The sequence below is a fragment of the Actinacidiphila yeochonensis CN732 genome (assembly GCF_000745345.1).
Taxonomy (GTDB): domain Bacteria; phylum Actinomycetota; class Actinomycetes; order Streptomycetales; family Streptomycetaceae; genus Actinacidiphila; species Actinacidiphila yeochonensis.
In genome coordinates, this window is the sequence record NZ_JQNR01000003.1 from 560,635 (window position 1) to 580,519 (window position 19,885).

The following is a 19,885-nucleotide window of genomic DNA, read 5'->3' on the forward strand; positions in this document are numbered from 1 at the left end:
AGGGGAGCCGACGCGCCATGATCCGCCGCAGGTTGGGCCTCGGGGCCGCCGTCACCGCGCTGGCCGTGCCGCTGTCGGGGTGCGTGACCGTGCACGGCGAGCGGGCGCTGATCCCCTCGGTCAGCCGGGCCGAGGCGGCGCAGGTGCTGGCCCACTTCGCGGACCGCAACACCGCGGCCAAGCGGGCGTTCGACGAGCGGATCATCGCCTCCGTCGAGGCGGGACCGCTGGGCACGATCGACCAGGCCGGGATGCGCGCCAAGCACGCCGACGCGCCGGGCGGCAACAAGAGCCTCACACCGCTGCGGTTCTCCGACACCAGGTACGCCATACCCGAGCAGCGCGGCTGGCCGAAGTTCTTCGTGGCCGACACCCGCACCAACCGCAACGGCGACGCCCGTTGGCTGCTGGCCTTCCGCCGCGACAGCCCGGACGCCCCCTGGAGGGCGGACTTCCTCGGCGTCGCCGCGCCCGGGCAGGTGCCGGACCTCGCCACCGACAAGGCCGGTCACGCCATCCCCGTACCGGCGGCCGGCACGAACCTCTCCGTCCAGCCCGGCAAGCTCAGCGACGCCTACGCCGCCTACCTGGGCGGGGCCTCCGGCGGTCCGGAGTTCGCGGCCGGCACCGCCACCTCCGCCCTGCGGCAGCTCCACACCGCGGAGCAGCACGGCACGAACACGGTGACGCAGTACGCCGACCAGGGCGACAGCGCGGGCGACTTCGCCCCGATCGCGCTGCGTACCCGGGACGGCGGCGCGCTGGTCTTCTTCGGCTCCCGCCACCAGATCCGCGCCACCTTCCGGGCCGGCTACCAGCTCGACCTCGACAAGGACACGCAGGCGCTGACCACGGGCACGCCGAAGACGTCGATCACGCTCTCCCGGGTGGCCCAGGAGGTCGCGGAGGTCCCGCCGCGGTCCGCGGGCGGCAAGGTGGCCGTCCTCAGCCGGCTGGACGGGCTGGTCGGCGCGAAGGGCGAGTAGCGCCCCGGCCGCTGCCGCCCACCCGGGTGCCTCCCGGCCGCCGCGCGGAACCGCCTGGGACCGGCCGGGACGGTGCGGGGGGCGACTGCGGAGGAGCGCCTCGGCTCAGCGGCCCCAGGCCAGGGACTCGCTCTCCGGCTCGTACCCGAACTGGGCACAGGCGTCGGTGAGGATGTCCAGCACCGGCAGCGGGTCGGGCAGCGGGAGGTCCGGGCCGAGGTCGGGCAGCCAGCGCACGATGTCCCCGGAGGGCAGCCGGGCCGGCGGCAGCAGGACGTAGCTTCCGCGGCAGTGCCAGCGGATGCCGGGGCGCTCCTCGGCGGTCTCCGGGTGGCTGTCCAGCTCGCAGGGCCACCACTCGTCCTCGTCGGCGGGGGTGCCGCGGGTCTCGGTGAAGAAGAGCATCCGCTCCTCGCCGAGCGCGGCGACCGGGCCGAGCGTGGCGGCGTCGGCGCTCAGCCGCTCCAGCGCGACCAGGCCGGCCTCCACCGGTACGTCGAGCACGTCGACGTGCTCGCCGGTGGCGGCGACGACGTTGGCCATCGGGTGGACCCGCAGCCAGTCCTCGACCCGCTGCGGGTCGGTGGACGCCTGGGTCTGCCAGGCCGGGGAGATGGGGTGCAGGCCCGGGATGGGACAGCCGATGCGCTCGCAGGAGCAGCCGAACCCGTCCGGGTGGGCGGCCGGCGCCACCGGGAAGCCGGCGCGGACGGCGGCGCGGATCAGGTCGTCGCGGTCCGGGTCGGGCAGCTGGGGGCGGGCGGAACGACTGGCGCGGCCGGATCGGGGAGCCCGGGCGGGACCGGAGGAGCCGTCCTGGCGGCGGCGCAGCCAGTCGGACAACCTGTTCATTCCTGCCATCGAGCTCCTTCCCTCTCCCCCGACCTCCCCCGGGGCCGTGTGGATCCACGGTACGCGGGCGGTGGAGGACATCCTGCCTTCTGGCCGGATTGAACACCCACTCGGGGTGGAACTCTTCCCTGCGCGGAGGCTTTTCCCGACAACGCGTCGGCAAAGTCCCGAGCGGCCGGGTAGGCTCCGACCGGGTACCACTTCGCCGACGGTCAGCCGACGGTCAGCAGACAGCTCAGCCGACGCTCAGCAGACATCCAGCCGACGACGCCAGTCCGGCGCCGGGACCGCCTCCGCGGGTGTCCGGCACGAGCCCCGGGAGGTCACCCCTTGACACCGCCGACACCGCCCACCCCGTCCTCCGTGCCCGAAGCACCCCACGCGTCCCGCTCGCCCCACGCGCCCGATGGGTCCGCCCGCCACACCGGGCCGGCCACCGCCGCGCCGTTCTCCGAGGTCATCCGGGACGCCACCCGCGCGCAGCACACCGAGGCGGAGGGCACGGCGTTCATGCGGGACATGCTGGACGGCTCCCTCGGCGTCGAGGCGTACGCCCGCTACACCGAGCAGCTCTGGTTCGTCTACCGGGCCCTGGAGCGGGGCGCCGGCGCCCTGGCCGGCGACCCGGTGGCCGGCCCCTTCCTCGACCCCGGCCTCACCCGCCTGCCCGCCCTCGAACGCGACCTGGCCCACCTGTGGGGCCCGGCCTGGCGGGACCGGACCCGCGCCCTTCCGGCCACCACCGCGTACGCCGACCGCGTCGCCGAGGTGGCCGCGCGCTGGCCGGGCGGCTACGTCGCCCACCACTACACCCGCTACCTCGGCGACCTCTCGGGCGGCCAGGTGGTGCGCGGCAGCGTGGAGAAGACCTTCGGCTTCGCCCACAAGGGGGACGGCGTGCGGTTCTACGTCTTCGACGCCCTCCCCAACCCGGCGGCCTTCAAGCGCGACTACCGCGCCCGCCTCGACGCCCTGCCCGTCCCCCCGGCCGAGCAGGAGCGCGTGGTGGACGAGTGCCGGCTGGCCTTCCGCCTCAACACGGCCCTCTTCACCGAGCTGGGCACGGAGTTCACCGCGGCCTGAGCCGCCGCCCCGGCCGCCCCGGCCGCCCCGGCGCTCCCGGGACTCCGCTGCTCCGCCGCTCCCGGGGCCCCACCGCTCACCACTCCCAGTGGCCGTCCGACCCGACCCGCCGCGCGGCGGCAGGTCGGACGGCCGCGCCGTTCCGCTCGGCACGGGCCGGGCCGGGTCAGGCCGCGCCGGCCGCGTCAGGCCGCGTCTGCGACGTCTGAGATTCCTGGCATGCCTTGGGGTTCCTGAGATACCCGGGACGCTGACCCGCCCGACACCTGACGGAAACACGCCACCCGCGAACCCCCTTGCCCTGCCCGGTTGTTGAGCGGTGCCGGAGACGGCGGCGACCACCCCGAAACGCCGCGGAAACAGCGCCGAAACCCCGGCGTACCCGGCCGGCGAACCGGATTCGGCGAAAAGCCGCGCGGGCCGCAAAACGGGCGCACAATTCAGTCATCGGCACCGTGTCCCCGCTCCGGACGACCGTCCGTCAGGAGGACTCCGTGCCCACCAGGCACTCAACCACCCCCTGAGGAGCCCACATTGCGCATCGCCCGACCCCGCCGGTACCTGATGTGCCCGCCGGCGCACTTCCGGATCGCGTACTCGATCAACCCGTGGATGGACCCGCGCAAGCCGGTCGATCCCGCGCTCGCGCTGCTCCAGTGGGAGGACCTGCGCGACCGCTACCAGGCCCTCGGCCACACCGTCGAGGTGCTGGACCCGCTGCCGGAGCTGCCCGACATGGTGTTCGCGGCCAACGGCGCCACGGTGGTGGACGGGCGGGTGCTGGGCGCGCGGTTCGCCAACCCCGAACGGGCCGCGGAGGCGCCGGCCCACCTGGAGTGGTTCCGCGCGCGGGGCGGTCTGGAGGTGCGGGAGCCGGTGCACGTCAACGAGGGCGAGGGGGACTTCGCGGTCACCTCGTCGTGGGTGCTGGCCGGGCAGGGGTTCCGCAGCAGCCCGCTGGCGCACGACGAGGCGCAGGAGTTCTTCCGCCGCCCGGTGATCAGCCTGGAGCTGACCGACCCGCGCTTCTACCACCTGGACACCGCGCTCGCGGTACTGGACGACGCGGCCGACGAGGTCATGTACCACCCGGACGCCTTCTCCCCCGGCAGCCGAGCGGTGCTGGAACGGCTCTTCCCCGACGCGCTGCTGGCCACCGAGGAGGACGCGGCGGCCTTCGGGCTCAACGCCGTCAGCGACGGCCGCAACGTGGTACTGCCGCTCGCGGCGGCGGGGCTGTACGCGCCGCTGCGGGAGCGCGGCTACGTGCCGGTGGGCGTGGACGTCTCCGAACTGCACAAGGCGGGCGGCAGCGTGAAGTGCTGCACCCAGGAGATCCGGCCGTAGGCCCTGTCCGCGGCCCGGGGCCGTGACCCGGAGCCCGTGACCCGGAGCCCGTGACCCGGAGCCCGGAGCCCGCCCCCCGAGGTCCGGGCCCGCGGCCCGGCGCTAGATTGCCGGGATGACGTCTGCCGCGTACGACACCGTGATCGTCGGCGGCGGCCACAACGCCCTCGTGGCCGCCGCCTACCTGGCCCGGGCGGGCCGCTCCACCGCCGTACTGGAACGGCTGCCGGCCGTCGGCGGGGCGGCCGTGTCCACCCGTGCCTTCCCGGGGGTCGACGCGCGGCTGTCGCGCTACTCGTACCTCGTCAGCCTGCTGCCCCGGAAGATCGTCGACGACCTGGGGCTGCGCTTCGCGGTGCGGCGGCGCCGGATCTCCTCGTACACCCCGGTCGGCGGCGGCGGGCTGCTGGTGGACGCGGGCGACGAGGCGCGTACCCGGGAGCAGTTCGCGCGGCTGACCGGCTCGGACCGGGAGTTCGAGGCGTGGCGGCGGTTCTACGGGATGACCCGGCACGTGGCCGAGCGGGTCTTCCCGACGCTGACCGAGCCGCTGCCCACCCGGGCCGAGCTGGAGCGGCGGGTGGACCACCCGGAGGCGTGGCGGGCGTTCTTCGAACGGCCGCTGGGCGAGGCGGTGGAGGCGGCCTTCGCGGACGACACCGTACGCGGGGTGGTGCTGACCGACGCGCTGATCGGCACGTTCAGCCACGCCCACGATCCGGGCCTGCGGCAGAACCGCTGCTTCCTCTACCACGTGATCGGCGGCGGCACCGGCGACTGGGACGTCCCGGTGGGCGGGATGGGCGCCCTCACCGGCGCGCTGGCCGACGCGGCGCGGGCGGCGGGCGCCGAGATCCACACCCGGACCGAGGCGGTGGCGCTGTCGGCGGACGGCACGGCGGCCGAGGTCGTGTGCGCCGACGGCCGGGTGTTCGCCGCCCGGAACGTGCTGGTGGGGGCGGCGCCGACGGTGCTGGACGCGCTGCTGGCGGCGGGCGGCACCCCGTCCGGGCGCCCGGGGCCGGCGCCGGAGGGGTCCCAGCTGAAGGTGAACATGCTGCTGCGGCGGCTCCCCCGGCTGCGCGACGGCTCCGTGGACCCGCGTGAGGCGTTCGCCGGCACGTTCCACGTCGGTGAGGGCTACCGCGAGCTCCGGACCGCCTACGAGCAGGCTGCGGCGGGGCGGCTGCCGGACGCGCCGCCGTCCGAGGTGTACTGCCACTCGCTCAGCGACCCGTCGATCCTCTCCCCCGAGCTGGCCGCGCGGGGCGTCCACACGCTGACGCTGTTCGGGCTGCACGCGCCCGCCCGGCTCTTCGCGGCGGACCCGGAGGGCGCGAAGCGGGCGCTGCTGGCCCGGGTGCTGGAGCGGTTCGACGAGGCCCTGGCCGAACCGCTGGCGGACTGCCTGGCGGTGGACGGCGACGGCCGGCCGTGCCTGGAGGTGAAGTCGCCGCTGGACCTGGAGGCGGAGGTGGGGCTGCCCGGCGGGCACATCTTCCACCGCGACCTGTCGTGGCCGTACGACCCGCCGTACGACCCGCCGCGGAGCCCGGCGGAGGGCCCCGCGGCGGGCATGGCCTGCGCGGAGTCGGGCCAGGTCGGCCGTTGGGGAGTCGGTACGGGGTATGCGAACGTCTATCTATGCGGCGCGGGCGCGGCCCGCGGCGGCGGGGTCAGTGGTGTCCCCGGTCACAACGCGGCGATGGCGGTACTGGAGAAGTGATGACGGAAAGGTCCTCGGTGGTCCAGCGCGGGAGCGGCACGCGCCGGCACGTCGGCCGGCAGTGGCGGCGCGGCGGACGCTGGCACACGCTGGAGCCCGACACGGGGCCTGCTCAGCCGCCGCGCTGCACCGCCGACGTCGTGGTGGACTGCGCGGTGTACGAGGACGGCTGCCGGGCCGCGTCGCTGCCGCCGCAGGCCGCGCTGGAGGACGCCCGGCGGCGCGGCGGGTTCGCCTGGATCGGCCTGCACGAGCCGGACGCGGAGCACCTGGCGGAGATCGCCGAGGTGTTCGGGCTGCACCCGCTGGCGGTGGAGGACGCCGTCCACGCGCACCAGCGGCCGAAGCTGGAGCGGTACGGCGACACGCTCTTCCTGGTCCTCAAGACGGTCGTGTTCGTGGAGCACGAGAAGCTCACCGCGACCAGCGAGGTGGTGGACACCGGCGAGGTGATGGTCTTCCTCGGCCCGGACTTCGTGGTGGTGGTCCGGCACGGCAGCGCGCCGGGCCTGGCCCGGGTGCGGCGGGCGCTGGAGGCGCGGCCGGAGCTGCTGGCGCACGGCCCGGCGGCGGTGCTGCACGCGATCACCGACCGGGTGGTGGACGACTTCCTCGACGTCGCCGACGCCGTGGAGCTCGACGTGGACACGCTGGAGTCGGACGTCTTCTCGCCGTCGCAGAAGGGCGACGACGCGGAGCGGATCTACCAGCTCAAGCGGGAGCTGATCGAGTTCAAGCACGCGGTGTTCCCGATGGCCCGCCCGATGGAGCGGCTGGCCGAGGGCGCCGACGGCCTCGTGGGCCTGGAGATGGGCCGCTACTTCCGGGACGTCAGCGACCACCTGGTGCACGTGCGGGAGCGGCTGACGTCGTACGGGGAGCTGGTGGACGGTCTGCTCTCGGCCAATCTCAGCCAGCTCGCCGTGCAGCAGAACGTGGACATGCGGCGGATCAGTGCGGGCGCGGCCGTCCTCGCCATCCCCACCATGATCGCCGGCTTCTACGGCATGAACTTCAAGCACATGCCGGAGCTGAACTGGACCTTCGGCTATCCGGTGATGGTCGGCGTGACGGCGGCGCTGTCGGCGCTGTGCTACCGGGTCTTCCGGCGGGTGGGCTGGCTGTGACGCCCGCCCCGGCGGGGGCCGGCTCCCCGGCAGGGAGCCGCCCGCCGGGGAGCCGGGCCCGTCAGTCCTCCGGCCTCCTCAGTCCTGCGGTCCTCTCAGTCCTCCGGCTCGTGATCCGGCTCGTGATCCGGGTCGGGCTGCGGAGGCCAGGCGTCGCCCCAGTCGGCGTCCCGGGCCTGCCGGTAGAGGGCGCCGTGGCGTTTGGCGACGGTGTCCCGCCGCAGGCCGTCGTCCCGGGTGCACAGCTCCATCAGCACCTGGCCCTTGCGCAGCTGCGGGTGGCGGACCACCCGGGCGGGCGCGGGGGTGCCGGGTTCGGTGCCGGGGCAGGCGAGGGCGGCGTAGGAGAACTTCTCGTCCTCGTAGCCGAGGGTGCCGCCCTTGAGCTGGCGGTGCAGGGCGGTGCGCGGGACGCGGGCGGCGAAGTGGCACCAGTCGGTGCCGGTGACCGGGCAGGCGCCGCTGTGCGGGCAGGGCGCGAGGACGGTCCAGCCGGCGGCGGCCAGCCGGTCGCGGGCGGCGAGGGTGCGGCCGTAGCCCTCGGGGGTGCCGGGCTCGACGACCAGGAGCGTGCCCGTGGCGGCGGCCGCGGCCGCGTCGACCAGCGCGTCGCGGTCGGCGGGGGTCAGCTCGCCCAGGACGTAGGAGACCGTGACGAGGTCGGCGGCCGGCAGCTCGGGGGCGCCGCCGAGCGGGGCGCGGGTCCAGGCCGCGGCCCGTACGGCGGGGGCGGCGGCCTGGGCGGCGAGGGTGCCGCCGAGCGCGAGGGCGGCGGCGGACCAGTCCAGGACGGTGCTCGCCGGGCCGTCCGGCCAGGTGTCGGCGACGGCCCAGACGGCGGCTCCGGTTCCGCCGCCGAGGTCGAGGTGGGCGGCGGGTGTCCAGCCGGGGGTGCGGGCGCGCAGCGCGGCCAGCGCGGAGCGGACGGCCGCGTAGGTGGCGGGCATCCGGTAGGCGGCGTACGCGGCGGCCGCGGCGGCGTCCCGCAGCACGGGCGATGCGGTGGGGGTGGCGCCGCGATACTGTTCGATCAGCCGGTCCACCTGGGCTCCGGCGGGGGCGGTGGCGGCAAGGGACCGGGTCAGGGCCGCGGCCAGGTCGTCGGGCAGCCGCACGGTGGGAACGAGAGACACGAGGTCCCACTTTAAGGGACCTGGGGCCCCAAAGGGGGCGCGGGGGGCGCGGGGGCGCGAGGTCCCGCGCGGCGAGGTGGCGGACCCCCTGCGTGGCGGGGGCGCGTGGCGGGCCGGAGACCGGCCCGGAGGGACGTGCGGAGCGCGGATCTGTCCACTGACGGGCCGCGACGGGCGGGTTAACTCTGTCATGACATCGTCTCGAATATGCGCAATCGACAGCGGAACGGGCCTTCCGTGCCCTAGCGTTCGCTGGTGTCACGGCGAGCCTCCGCTTGGGGAAGTGGAGGGGAGCCGCCTGTCGGTCGCTAGGTACCTGGGGGGTCCATGCGGCGAATCGAAGCTCAGCCGGCTGTTCCGGTTGTCCCAGCGGAGAGTGAGAGCAGACCCCTGCGGAGCCTGGCTCCGCACGGCGTCGGTACGAGGGCGTCGGGTTCCACCGACGCCCTCGGCGTGCCCGGTGCGTACGGGCGGGCCGCCCACGCGCTGCTGGGCCGGCACAGCGTGCACCGGGCCCACAGCAGCTACGGTGACAAGGCGGCGTGGTACCTGCCGCTGGCACTGACCGCGGACACACTGGCCGGGGTTCCGGTCGCGGCGCTGCTGGGGTCGGCCGCCGAACCGCACGCGGTGCTGTACGGCCTGGTCACGGCCGCGGCCTGGACCGCGGTGCGGGTGGCGCGCGGGCGGTACGCCTCGTCCGCGCTGGGCGAGAGCCGTGTCCGGCGCTCGGTGCCGGGCGACTGGCTGGTGCTGCTGGGCCTGCTGGCGGTGGTGCGCACCGCTCTGGGCGACACCGCCGGCCCGGGCCGGGCGCTCGCCGCGCTGCTGGCCGCGCCGGTGCTGACCGGGGCCGCGGCCACGGTCACCCGGCTGCACCTGCTGGCGGCCCGCCGGAGCGCCCGGTCGGTGCGCCGGGTGCTGCTGGTGGGCGAGCCGGCCGCGGCGGACGACGTGGTGGGCCACCTCGCGTCCCGCACCGACCACCCGTACGTGGTGGTGGGGGTGGTGCCGGTGGGCGCCGCCCGGCTGGCGGCCGGGGCGCCGGAGGCGGCGCGGCTGGCGTCGGTGGCGCCCTCCGGGGCCGCGGAGGACGCCCGCCGGGTGCTGGGCGCGGTGCGTGACAGCCACGCCGAGCTGGTGCTGGTGGCGCCGGGGCCGCGGCTGGCGGCGGAGCGGCTGCGCCGGCTGTCGTGGGCACTGCATGACGCGGGCGTGCCGCTGGCGGTGCTGCCGGGGCTGATCGACGTCGAGGGGCGGCGGGTGCAGCTGGAGTCGCCGGCCGGGCTGACGATGCTGCACATAGCCCCGCCGGCCCGGGCCGGCGCCCAGATCGCGGTGAAGACGGCGGTGGACCGGGCCGGCGCCGCGTTCCTGCTGACGTTACTGGCCCCGGTGTTCGCGGTGCTGGCGGCGGCGGTGCGGCTGACCTCGCGCGGGCCTGCCTTCTACCGGCAGACGCGTTTCGGGCTGGCCGGCAACCCGTTCACGATGTGGAAGTTCCGCACGATGGTGGCCGACGCGGAGTCCCGCAAGGCCGAGTTGGAGCGGGCCGGCGGCAACGAGCACGACGGCCTGATGTTCAAGATGCGCCGCGACCCGAGGGTCACCCGGGTGGGGCGGCTGCTGCGGCGCTTCTCGCTGGACGAGCTGCCGCAGCTGGTGAACGTGCTGCGCGGCGAGATGTCGCTGGTGGGCCCGCGGCCACCGCTGCCGGACGAGGTGGCCCACTACGACGAGACGGCGCTGCGGCGGCTCGCGGTGAAGCCCGGCATCACTGGGCTGTGGCAGGTCAGCGGGCGCAGCGACCTGTCCTGGGACGAGACGCTGGCGCTGGACCTGCGCTACGTGGACAACTGGTCGCTGGCCGGCGACGTCGAGGTGATGGCCCGCACGGTGCGGGCCGTGGTCGACGGACGCGGGGCCTACTAGTGGACGTCCTCAGAGCCGGCGCGACCGCCGCCCACCGTCCCCACCGTGCCCGCCGGGCCGCCGTCCTCCTGCTCGGCGCGCCACTGCCGGTAGACGGCGGCGATGCCCTCCCGCAGCGGAATCCGCGGCCGCCAGCCCAGCTCCGTCAGCCGGGAGACGTCCAGCAGCTTGCGCGGGGTTCCGTCCGGCTTGCCGGTGTCCCAGCCGATCGCGCCCTCGTAGCCGACGACCTCCCGTACGGTTTCCGCCAGTTGACGGATCGTCAGATCTTCACCGCAACCGACGTTGATCGGGGAGTCCTCGTCGTAGACCCGCAGCAGCAGCGCGCAGGCCGCGGCCAGGTCGTCGACGTGCAGGAACTCCCGGCGCGGGGTGCCGCTGCCCCACAGCACCAGCTCGGGCACGCCGTCGCGGCGCGCCTCGTGGAAGCGGCGGATCAGCGCCGGCAGCACGTGCGAGGTGGCGAGGTCGAAGTTGTCACCGGGGCCGTAGAGGTTGGTGGGCATCGCGGAGACGTACCGGGCGCCGAACTGGCTCCGGTAGGACTGCACCTGGACGATGCCGGCGATCTTGGCCAGCGCGTACGCCTGGTTGGTGGGCTCCAGCGGGCCGGTGAGCAGCGCCTCCTCGCGGATGGGCTGCTCGGCCAGCCGCGGGTAGATGCAGCTGGAGCCGAGGAAGAGCAGCCGGTCCACGCCGGCCTGGTGGCTTCCGGCCACGACGGAGAGCTGGATGCGGAGGTTGTCCTCCAGGAACTCCACGGGGCGGGTCGAGTTGGCCATGATCCCCCCGACCGTGGCGGCGGCCAGCACCACCGCGTCGGGCCGGCTGTCGCGCAGGTAGGCGGCGGTGGCGGCGGCGTCACGCAGGTCGAGTTCGGCACGGGGGCGGGTCAGCACGGTGTGGCCGTCGGCGGTCAGCCGGCGGACCACGGCGGACCCGACCAGCCCGCGGTGGCCGGCGACGAATATCCGGGCTCGGGACGGCAGCAGTTCGGTCATGGCCGCGATTCTGCCAGCCCGCCGCACGGTATCGGGAGCTATCCCGCCATTCCGTGACGAACCGGAGAATCCACGGACATCAGGCTGCGGCCGCCTGACTTCACCGGCGCGCCAACACGGTTTCCATGCATGCTCTTTGACGTTCCTTCACATCACGGGGACCGCACCACCCGGACCACCGAGGCACCCGGACCACCCGCAGTACCCGAAACACCCGCAGTACCTGAAGCACTCGCGATACCTGAAGCACCCGAAGATCCGAACCATCGAACGCCAACGCATCCGACTCATCCGGAGCTGCTCCGGCGCACGCGCAGGGCACGTACCGACCCGCTTCCGGGGCCACCGGAGGCGTTCCACCGCACCACCAGCGCCACCCGCACCACCAGCGCCACCCGTGCCCTTCCCGCACGCCTCGGCACCAACGACTCCTTGGGGGAAACCTGTGGGCAAGACCGCCCTCATCACCGGTGTGACCGGGCAGGACGGCTCGTACCTGGCCGAACTGCTGCTGTCGAAGGGCTACACGGTGCACGGCATCGTGCGCCGCTCCTCGTCCTTCAACACCGAGCGGATCGACCACATCTACCAGGGCCCGCAGGAGGCCCGCCGCTCGCTGCTGCTGCACCACGCCGACCTGTCGGACGGGGTGGCGCTGGTGAACCTGCTGCGCGAGACCATGCCGGACGAGGTCTACAACCTCGGCGCCCAGTCGCACGTGCGGGTCTCCTTCGACGCGCCCATGTACACCGGCGACGTCACCGGCCTGTCCGCACTGCGGCTGCTGGAGGCCGTGCGGGCCAGCGGCATCGGCGCGCGCGTCTACCAGGCGTCGTCCTCGGAGATGTTCGGCGCCACCCCGCCCCCGCAGCACGAGGGCACCCCCTTCCACCCGCGCAGCCCGTACGCGTGCGCCAAGGTCTTCGGCTACTGGGCGACCGTCAACTACCGCGAGGCGTACGGGATGTACGCGGTGAACGGCATCCTGTTCAACCACGAGTCGCCGCGCCGCGGGGAGACCTTCGTGACCCGCAAGATCACCCGGGCGGTGGCCCGGATCAAGGCCGGCCTCCAGGACCGCCTCTACCTCGGCAACCTCGACGCCGTACGGGACTGGGGCTACGCGCCGGAGTACGTCGACGCGATGTGGCGGATGCTCCAGCGCGACGAGCCGGAGGACTACGTGGTGGCGACCGGGCGGGCGGCCACCGTGCGGGAGTTCCTGGAGACCGCGTTCGGCCACGCGGGCCTGGACTGGACGGAGTACGTCCGGTACGACCCCAAGTACGAGCGGCCCAGTGAGGTGGACGCGCTGATCGGCGACGCGTCCAAGGCCCGCGAACTGCTCGGCTGGGAGCCGTCGGTGCGCGTCGGGGAGCTGGCCCGGCTCATGGTCGACGCCGACGTCCGGCAGGTCGAGGACCACCTCGCGGGAGCGGGCGTCCGCATCGACCGGTGACAGACCCCGGCGGCCGCGGCGGCACCCCGCCGCGGCCGCCGGAAGCGGCGGGCCCGGCCCGCGACCGGCCCGGCGACGGGCCGGGGCCGGGCACCCCGCGATCGCAGCACACACGCACAGCCCCACGCACACGCACGCACTCGCATACGCACCCAGCACCGCACTCCGTACGGGGAGAGGGAACACCACATGCGCAAATGGCCGGTGTTGACGGCTGCCTTGGCCATGGCAGCCGCAGGTCTGGCAGGAGTGGGGTCGCCGCCGGCGGCCGCGCTCCAGGCCCCCGTCGGCATCACCGCCGACAACCTGTCCACCTACCAGACCAACGGCGTCGTCTGGGCGATGGCCCAGTCCCACGGCCTGGTCTTCGCCGGCGGCACGTTCTCCGCCATCCGGCCGCCCGGCTCGGCCGCCGGCAGCAACGAGACGCAGGTCGCGAACTTCGCGTCCTTCGACGCCACCACCGGCGCACCGGCCGGCTGCCAGCTCAACTTCACCGTCGGCTCCAACAACGCCACCGTACGGGCCCTCGCGGTCTCCCCGGACGGCAACACCCTCTACGCGGGCGGCTTCTTCGGCTCGGTCAACGGCACCGGCGTGAGCAGCCTGGCCGCCATCAACCTCGCGACCTGCCAGGTCAGCACCACCTTCCGGCCCGCGGTCAGCGGCACGGTGCGCACCATCACGGCCACCGACACCGCGGTGTACTTCGGCGGGGACGTCACCTCCGTCGGCGGCACCACCCGCCACCGGTACGCGGCCGTCAGCGCGGACAACGGCAGCCTGCTGCCCTGGGCGCCGGCCGTGGACAACCCCGGCAGGGCGCTGGCTCTCACCCCGGACGGCCAGGACGCCATCCTGGGCGGTGACTTCGACACCGTCGACGGCACCGCCTCGCACTCGCTGGCGGTGGTCGACACCACCACCGGCGCGCTGGTGAAGGCGTACCCGCCCGGCTTCATCGACGCCACGTCCGTCACCAAGGACATCATCGTCGACCCGGCCAGCAACAGCTTCTACACCGCCAACGAGGGAACCGGCGGCGGGGTGTTCGACGGCCGCATACGGTTCAGCCTGACCGACTTCAACCAGGTCTGGCGCGACAACTGCCTTGGCGCCACACAGACGTTGGCAGTCTACGACACCGTCCTCTACAGCGGCTCGCACGCGCACGACTGCTCCAGCATGGGCGAGTACCCCAACGGGGTGCGCAAGCACCTGCTGGCCGAGGGCGTCGACAGCGCGCAGCTGCTGCCGTGGTTCCCGGACACCAACGACGGCATCGGCGAGCAGATCGGCCCGCGGGTGATGTCGCTGGTCCCGGCCGCCGACGCCGGCGGCACCGAGTACATGTGGGTGGGCGGCGAGTTCACCACCGTCAACGGCGGCGCGCAGCAGGGCCTGACCCGCTTCGCCAGTGGCCCGGACACCGGCGCGCCCACCCTGCCGCAGACCTCGGTGACGAGCGTCTCACCGGACTCGGTGAAGGTCAGCTGGCAGTCCAGCCTCGACAACGACGACTCGGCGCTGACCTACCGGGTCTACCGCAACGGCGGCAGCACGCCGGTCTACACGGTCACCGCGAGCTCGCTGCCGTGGATCAGGCCGCAGCTCACGTACACCGACACCAACGTCGTCCCCGGCCAGAAGTACACCTACCGGGTCTCGGCCAGCGACGGCACCAACACCAGCGCCCAGTCGCCGAACGCCTCGGCGACCGTACCGTCCGCCGCCGACCCGTACCCGACGCAGGTCCTCGCCGACGGCGCCGACCTGTACTGGCGCTACGAGGCCGCCTCCGGCTCCTACAACGCCGACTCCTCGTCCTCCGACGACAGCGGGGTCAGCGTCGGCGGCCCGGTGCACGGTGTGACGCCGGGCGCGGTGCCGGGCTCCAAGGCGTACTCGTACAACGGGACTTCGCAGTTCACCTACAGCGACCGCCAGCACCCGAAGCCCGGCACCTACACGATCGAGACGTGGTTCAGGACGACCACCACCTCGGGCGGCATGCTCATGGGCTTCGGCAACGACCCGACCCAGACCAGCACCCTCTACGACAAGCACATCTACATGACCAACACCGGGCAGCTGATCTTCGGCGTCTACACCGGCTCCACCCGGACCGTCACCGACCCGACCGCGTTCAACGACGGCCAGTGGCACCAGGTCGCGGCGAGCGAGGGCCCGGACGGCATCAAGCTCTACGTCGACGGCACGCTGCGCTCCGCCGACCCGACCGTCACCGACAGCCAGGACTACCCCGGCTACTGGCGTACCGGCGGCGACAGCCTCGGCGGCTGGCCGGACCAGCCCGCCAGCCAGTACTTCAACGGGCAGCTCGACGAGACCGCCGTCTACCCCACCGTGCTGAGCGCGGACCAGATCGCGAACCACTACGCCCTCGGGACCGCCGGGTGACCCGCACCCGCCGCACCGGTACCGCCGCCGCCGTGCTCGTCACGGCGGCGGCGGTGCTGCTGCTCAGCGCCTGCGGCAGCTCCCACCACACCCGGGGCGCCGCCGCGGCCGCCGCCCCGGCGCCGTCGGCACGACGGCGCCCGCCGGGTCGCCGTCACCCGCCGGGTCGCCGCCCGCACCCTCGCCTTCGCCGTCGGGCAGCGGCGTCCCGGGCGAGGCGCCGGGCTCGGCCGCCGAGGCCCGGAAGGTGCCCGACAGCCGGCTCACCCCGCCCGGCGGCGGCACCTTCAGCGCCCCGCAGAAGAAGTACCTGTCCGGGCGGGTGCCCGAGGGCACCGACCCGGACGCCGTCCTGGAGGGCGGCCAGGAGCTGTGCGAGCGGCTGGCCCGCACGGCGAAGGTCGACCCCGACGCCGCCGCGAGCGCCATCGTCACCGGCGACATCAGCCTGTCCGGAGCCACCGCCGCCGTCACCGCACTGTGCCCCGCCCAGCAGCCGGTGCTGTCGGCGGCCGAACACGGTTTCACCGACGGCCTGTTCACCGTCACCGCCACGCCGGTGGCCGGTCGGAGCGTGGCGCCCGGCACCTACCGCGCCCCCGCCCCGTCCGCCTCCTGCTCGTGGCAGGTGGCCGGCGCCAAGGGCAGGGTCCTCGCCAAGGGCTCGGCGAGCAGCGCCGCCAAGGCCCGGCTGACCCTCCCGGCCGGCGCGGTCTCCGTCCACTCCGCCGGCTGCTACGCCTGGCTGCCGTCCGGTACGTCCGCTGCACCTGCCTCGTCCACGTCGCCCACGTCGTCCACGTCAGCCGCCCGTTGACACCCGTCGCTGAAGGAGGAACAGCGGTGCCAAAGCTCCCGCTGGTCGTCGTCATCCCCACCAAGAACGAGGCGGAGAACATCGCCCGCACCGTCTCCTCGGTGATCGAGCACGCCGAGTCGGTGGTGGTCGTGGACTCCCACAGCACCGACGACACGTGCAAGCTCGCCGCCGAACTCGGCGCCGAGGTCGTCGACTACGCCTGGGACGGCCGCTACCCGAAGAAGAAGCAGTGGTGCCTGGACCACGTCCGCACCGACCTGCCCTGGGTGCTCTTCCTCGACGGCGACGAGACGCCCAGCCCCGAGCTGCTGGCCGAGCTGCACGCGCTCTTCGCCGCCGGCCCGCCCACGGTCGCGTCGTTCGACATCCCCCTGGGGTACTGGTTCGCCGGGCGGCGGCTGCGCCACGGCCACACCATCGTCAAGCGCGCCCTGATGGACCGCACCCGGTGCCGCTTCCCCGAGGTCGGCGACCTCGACGCGCCCGGCATGGGCGAGCAGGAGGGCCACTACCAGCCGGAGGCCCCCTCCGCGGCCCGGCTGCGCGCGCCCATCGAGCACGAGGACCTCGACCCGGTGCGGACCTGGTTCGACCGCCACAACCGCTACTCCGACTGGGAGGCGTGGCTGGAACTCAACCCGGCCGTCAAGGAGCGCGTCCGCCAGGTCAAGACCCGCCAGGGCCAGCTCTTCCACCGCGCCCCGTTCAAACCGCTGGTCTCCTTCGCGTACGCGTACGTCTACCGCCGCGGCTTCCTCGACGGCCGCGCCGGGCTGGACTACGCGCTGGCGATGAGCTTCTACCGCTGGCAGATCGCCCTCAAAGCACGGGAGTTGGAGCAGCAGCAACGGCCCTGAACCCCCGGACGCCCTCGGGCGGGGGCGATGGCCCCCCGCCCGGGAGGTGGAGTCGGAGCGGAGTCGGAGCGGAGTCGGAGCGGGATCGGAGCGGGATCGGACCGGAATCGGACCGGCTCGGTGCCGGTCAGCTCCGGGTGGCGCGGACCGAGCCGTAGACGCCGAGCAGGTCGTCCACGACGGCCTCGATGGAGAAGCGGTCCCGGACGAGCTGCCAAGCCGCCAGCGAGGCGGCCTCGTTGGCCTCGGGCTCCAGCAGCTCCAGGATCGCCTCGGCCACCAGGGGGCCGTTGTCGGCGTCGGGGCGGCTGTCGGTGACGCGGCCGGCGCCGGCCTCGGCGACCTCCGGGGAGAGCCCGCCGGTGGCGGTGACGACGACCGGCACACCCACCGACATCGCCTCCAGCACGGAGACGGCGAACGGCTCGACCACGGACGGCAGTACGTAGACGTCGGCCTCACGCAGCAGCTTCAGCACCTCGTCGTGGCCCAACGGCCCAGGGCACTCAAGGGAGTCGGCGACGCCGAGCCGTGCGGCCGTCTCCCGCATCGGCCCGGTGAGGCCGCCGGTGTCCGGGCCGGCCAGCACGAACCGCGCGTCCGGGTGGGCGGCCAGCACCGCCGGCATCGCCGCCACGAAGTCCTCCGGCCGCTTGCGCTTCTGCACCCGCGCCAGGTAGACGACGGTCGGCGGCCGGTGCCCGCGCGCGGGGCGGCGCTCCTGGAGGGCGACACCGTTGACGAGGCGGTGGAAGGTGCCCAGCGGGGTGTCCGGGACGACCGCCTGCACGCCGTCCCGCTCCATCCCCGTGAGGTGCAGGATCGCGTCGGCCCGGCGCAGCACCCGCTTCATGCCGAGCCGGTCCACGGCCTTGGCGAAGACCTTCTCGGTGGGGTCGATCATGCCGTGCGTCTGCACCACCAGCGGCACCCCCGCCTCCAGGGCGACCAGCGCGAACGGCAGCGTGATCAGGTCCCGCATCAGGTGCACGTGGACCACGTCCGCGCCCTTGACCAGGCGGCGGGCCCGGGCCAGCAGCCCCGGCGAGGTGATGCCGCTGACCTCGAACGCCGGCAGCACGTGCCGCGCCTGGTGGACGTAGGACGGCACGCCCTCCACCTCGGTCGGCAACGGGCCGGTGAACCCGTCACCGAGGGTCGCGATCCGGGCGTCCACCCCCTTCGCCCGCAGGCCCCGCGACAGGTTCAGCGCCACCCGCGTCGGGCCGCCGAAGTCGTTGGTGGGCGTGTGCAAGGTGACGACGTGCAGGACCCTCAAAGCGTTCACGTGGCGCGAAGCCTCCCCCTGGGTTATCCCCTGACGCGGCCGCGCTCGGCGTCGCCGCTCCCCCGGTGCCCCTCCCCGGGCACCTCCGCCCAGAGTAGCGGCGGCGGGCCCGCCCGGGTGGGGCATCGCGGGCATTCGGGCGACAGGTTCGCGTTCCCGGCGCGCGCCGATGAGTCCCGGCCGGGGAGGCCGTCCTTTATAGGTGGCACCGCACGGACGGCGCGGCCACCCGGCCGCGCGGACGGCCGCACCGGACACGGAGGAGACACCATGACGAGCACCCCGCTGACCACCTGCCTGTGGTTCGACGGCAAGGCCGAGGAGGCCGTCGACTTCTACCTGTCGGTCTTCAAGGACTCCTCGCGCGGCCGGGTGGGCCGTTTCAACGAGGCCGGCCCGGGCACGCCCGGTTCGGTCCTCACCGCCGAGTTCACCATCAACGGCCAGCAGTTCGTGGCGCTCAACGGCGGCCCGCAGTTCACCTTCGACGAGGCGATCTCCTTCCAGATCGACTGCGCCGACCAGGCCGAGGTCGACTACTACTGGGCCGCGCTGCGCGAGGGCGGCGGCGAGGAGGGCCCGTGCGGCTGGCTCAAGGACCGCTTCGGCGTGTCCTGGCAGGTCGTCCCGGCCGAGCTGATCGAGATGATCGCCGGCCCGGACCAGGAGAAGGCCGCGCGGGCCACGCAGAAGATGTTCGGCATGAAGAAGCTCGACATCGCCGAGCTCCGCCACGCCTACGAGGGCGAGTAGCCCCACTCACCCCAGCGCCCGGATCCGGGGCCCGCGAGCCCCGGGGCGGCGGCCCGCCCTCAGCCGAGCCGGTGCTCCCAGCGCAGCGCCGGCGCGCCCTCGATCCAGTAGCGGTGCGCCGCCCGCGTCACGCGGAGCCGTACGGCGTCGATGTCGGGGCTGCCCTCGGCCTGCCACGCGACGAGCGCTTCCTCGATCCGGTCCCAGAGGGCCACGGGCCCGCCCTGCCGTACCGTCCATCCACCGCCACGGGCGGTGAACTCGGCGAAGGACTCCCGTTCGGGGCGAGGTCCTCGTTCCGGGCCAGCAGCGCGCCAAGACCGCCGCGCTCGGCCGCTGAGTCGTTCACGAGCTGTCTCCTCGTGGGAGCAGATCGGCTGTCGGGGGGCGCTGCCTGAGCACGTCTCGCCTCTGCCGCCTCCCGCGTCCTGGCCTGAGGGAAATCCGAGCGCGTATCGTCGGCGAGCGTCAGCCGAAAGCCGGGTACGTCGCGCCGTGGGAGGAGACTCCCGGGTGGGAGCGGGAGGCGGCTGCGGCGGTGTACGGGCAGGTGGCGGACTTCCTGGCCGTCAGCGGGGGACGCGCCGCCAAGCTGGGCCGGGAGCAGAAGGGGCGGTTCGTGTCGCTGTGCTGGATCGCCCAGATCCACCGGCACTTCCCCGACCCGAAGCCGTCGTACGTGGCCGACTGGAGCGAGCAGCCGCAATGGCAGCGGGAGACCAACGCGGACATCTTCGAGGCGGTGGAGGCAGCGGAGAGGGTGGAGGCGGTGGAAGGCGCCGAGACGGTCGACGCGCCGCTCGGATGACGTGCCGCTGTCCTGCTCACCGGCCGTAGACGGCCCAGAGGCTGATGACGGTGTCCGCCACGAACCACACGCCGATGATCGCGAGGGCCGACAGCCGGACCAGGCGCGTCCGGCGGCGCGACTCGGTGGCGACCTGCTCGGCTGTCCTGCCCTCGGGGTCGGGGTAATCCCGCCAGCGCCCGGTCGCGATGTAGGCCACCACCACCGCCACCAGGAGCCAGGCCCAGATCTCGCCCAACCGCTGGCCCAGTTGCCACAGGTCCACTGTCCCCGCCCCTCCTCGGAGATCACA

General features: G+C 74.1%; 18 protein-coding genes and 1 pseudogene. 12 read left to right on the plus strand and 7 right to left on the minus strand.

Annotation, left to right across the window (positions count from 1 at the left end):
- The first annotated feature begins 17 nt into the window (after window positions 1-17).
- Window positions 18-986: a hypothetical protein gene (locus BS72_RS03915; RefSeq protein WP_051950644.1), complete on the plus strand. Its 969-nt coding sequence runs from the start codon at window positions 18-20 to the stop codon at window positions 984-986.
- A gap of 105 nt (window positions 987-1,091) precedes the next feature.
- Here the strand turns inward: BS72_RS03915 and BS72_RS03920 are convergent, their stop codons facing one another.
- Window positions 1,092-1,847 carry a bifunctional DNA primase/polymerase gene (locus BS72_RS03920; protein ID WP_037906413.1) on the minus strand — a complete coding sequence of 252 codons (756 nt, stop codon included), beginning with the start codon at window positions 1,845-1,847 and terminating at the stop codon, window positions 1,092-1,094.
- A 450-nt stretch (window positions 1,848-2,297) separates the two neighbouring features.
- On the opposite strand from BS72_RS03920, the gene BS72_RS03925 reads away from it, so the two are divergent.
- The 4 genes from BS72_RS03925 to BS72_RS03940 all read left to right on the plus strand — a co-directional run bounded on the left by BS72_RS03925 (window position 2,298) and on the right by BS72_RS03940 (window position 7,121).
- A complete protein-coding gene (locus BS72_RS03925; RefSeq protein WP_037907543.1) occupies window positions 2,298-2,921 on the plus strand; it encodes a biliverdin-producing heme oxygenase in 624 nt (207 codons plus the stop codon).
- A 534-nt stretch (window positions 2,922-3,455) separates the two neighbouring features.
- Window positions 3,456-4,268 carry a dimethylargininase gene (ddaH, locus tag BS72_RS03930; protein ID WP_407638922.1) on the plus strand — a complete coding sequence of 271 codons (813 nt, stop codon included), beginning with the start codon at window positions 3,456-3,458 and terminating at the stop codon, window positions 4,266-4,268.
- 115 nt (window positions 4,269-4,383) lie between these two features.
- Window positions 4,384-5,994, plus strand: coding sequence for a phytoene desaturase family protein (locus tag BS72_RS03935; RefSeq protein WP_037906415.1), 1,611 nt, complete (start codon window positions 4,384-4,386; stop codon window positions 5,992-5,994).
- The gene (locus BS72_RS03940) at window positions 5,994-7,121 is read left to right on the plus strand and encodes a magnesium and cobalt transport protein CorA (protein WP_051950647.1); all 1,128 of its coding nucleotides are present in this window, start codon (window positions 5,994-5,996) and stop codon (window positions 7,119-7,121) included. The genes BS72_RS03935 and BS72_RS03940 overlap by 1 nt, the downstream gene beginning before the upstream one ends.
- Before the next feature lie 95 nt (window positions 7,122-7,216).
- Here the strand turns inward: BS72_RS03940 and BS72_RS03945 are convergent, their stop codons facing one another.
- Entirely contained in the window at window positions 7,217-8,254 is a 1,038-nt protein-coding gene (locus tag BS72_RS03945) for a small ribosomal subunit Rsm22 family protein (RefSeq protein WP_051950649.1), read from the minus strand.
- A gap of 549 nt (window positions 8,255-8,803) precedes the next feature.
- Between BS72_RS03945 and BS72_RS03950 the strand changes: the two genes are divergently transcribed.
- Window positions 8,804-10,186 (plus strand): sugar transferase, encoded by a 1,383-nt coding sequence (locus tag BS72_RS03950; protein ID WP_407638937.1) that lies wholly within the window; start codon window positions 8,804-8,806, stop codon window positions 10,184-10,186.
- Here BS72_RS03950 and BS72_RS03955 read toward each other — a convergent pair.
- Both BS72_RS03955 and BS72_RS39075 read right to left on the minus strand, forming a co-directional pair.
- Complete coding sequence (locus BS72_RS03955) at window positions 10,183-11,187, minus strand: GDP-L-fucose synthase family protein (protein ID WP_078900989.1); 1,005 nt, start codon at window positions 11,185-11,187, stop codon at window positions 10,183-10,185. The two genes, BS72_RS03950 and BS72_RS03955, sit on opposite strands and share 4 nt — an antisense overlap.
- A 287-nt stretch (window positions 11,188-11,474) precedes the next feature.
- Window positions 11,475-11,609, minus strand: coding sequence for a hypothetical protein (locus tag BS72_RS39075; RefSeq protein WP_265736772.1), 135 nt, complete (start codon window positions 11,607-11,609; stop codon window positions 11,475-11,477).
- Between the two features lie 23 nt (window positions 11,610-11,632).
- Here BS72_RS39075 and gmd point away from each other — a divergent pair, with 23 nt between their 5' ends.
- From gmd to BS72_RS03975, 4 genes are all read left to right on the plus strand, one after another.
- Window positions 11,633-12,646 (plus strand): GDP-mannose 4,6-dehydratase, encoded by a 1,014-nt coding sequence (gene gmd / locus BS72_RS03960; RefSeq protein ID WP_037906418.1) that lies wholly within the window; start codon window positions 11,633-11,635, stop codon window positions 12,644-12,646.
- 225 nt (window positions 12,647-12,871) lie between these two features.
- On the plus strand, window positions 12,872-15,067 hold the full coding sequence (locus BS72_RS03965) for a LamG-like jellyroll fold domain-containing protein (RefSeq protein WP_078900990.1): 2,196 nt from the start codon (window positions 12,872-12,874) through the stop codon (window positions 15,065-15,067).
- Window positions 15,068-15,314: 247 nt separating this feature from the next.
- Window positions 15,315-15,884 (plus strand): hypothetical protein, encoded by a 570-nt coding sequence (locus BS72_RS03970; protein ID WP_051950650.1) that lies wholly within the window; start codon window positions 15,315-15,317, stop codon window positions 15,882-15,884.
- 26 nt (window positions 15,885-15,910) lie between these two features.
- Entirely contained in the window at window positions 15,911-16,744 is an 834-nt protein-coding gene (locus BS72_RS03975; protein WP_037906423.1) for a glycosyltransferase family 2 protein, read from the plus strand.
- Between the two features lie 127 nt (window positions 16,745-16,871).
- Here the strand turns inward: BS72_RS03975 and BS72_RS03980 are convergent, their stop codons facing one another.
- Complete coding sequence (locus BS72_RS03980; RefSeq protein WP_037906426.1) at window positions 16,872-18,023, minus strand: glycosyltransferase; 1,152 nt, start codon at window positions 18,021-18,023, stop codon at window positions 16,872-16,874.
- Between the two features lie 279 nt (window positions 18,024-18,302).
- Here BS72_RS03980 and BS72_RS03985 point away from each other — a divergent pair, with 279 nt between their 5' ends.
- Window positions 18,303-18,785 (plus strand): VOC family protein, encoded by a 483-nt coding sequence (locus BS72_RS03985; protein WP_037906428.1) that lies wholly within the window; start codon window positions 18,303-18,305, stop codon window positions 18,783-18,785.
- Window positions 18,786-18,844: 59 nt separating this feature from the next.
- On the opposite strand, the pseudogene BS72_RS33585 reads toward BS72_RS03985, so the two are convergent.
- Window positions 18,845-19,069, minus strand: a pseudogene (locus BS72_RS33585) (ATP-grasp peptide maturase system methyltransferase); the annotation flags it as partial.
- A gap of 149 nt (window positions 19,070-19,218) precedes the next feature.
- Here BS72_RS33585 and BS72_RS03990 point away from each other — a divergent pair.
- On the plus strand, window positions 19,219-19,593 hold the full coding sequence (locus BS72_RS03990) for a hypothetical protein (protein ID WP_051950652.1): 375 nt from the start codon (window positions 19,219-19,221) through the stop codon (window positions 19,591-19,593).
- Window positions 19,594-19,609: 16 nt separating this feature from the next.
- Here BS72_RS03990 and BS72_RS03995 read toward each other — a convergent pair whose 3' ends face one another.
- A complete protein-coding gene (locus BS72_RS03995) occupies window positions 19,610-19,858 on the minus strand; it encodes a hypothetical protein (RefSeq protein ID WP_037906431.1) in 249 nt (82 codons plus the stop codon).
- Between the last annotated feature and the right edge of the window lie 27 nt (window positions 19,859-19,885).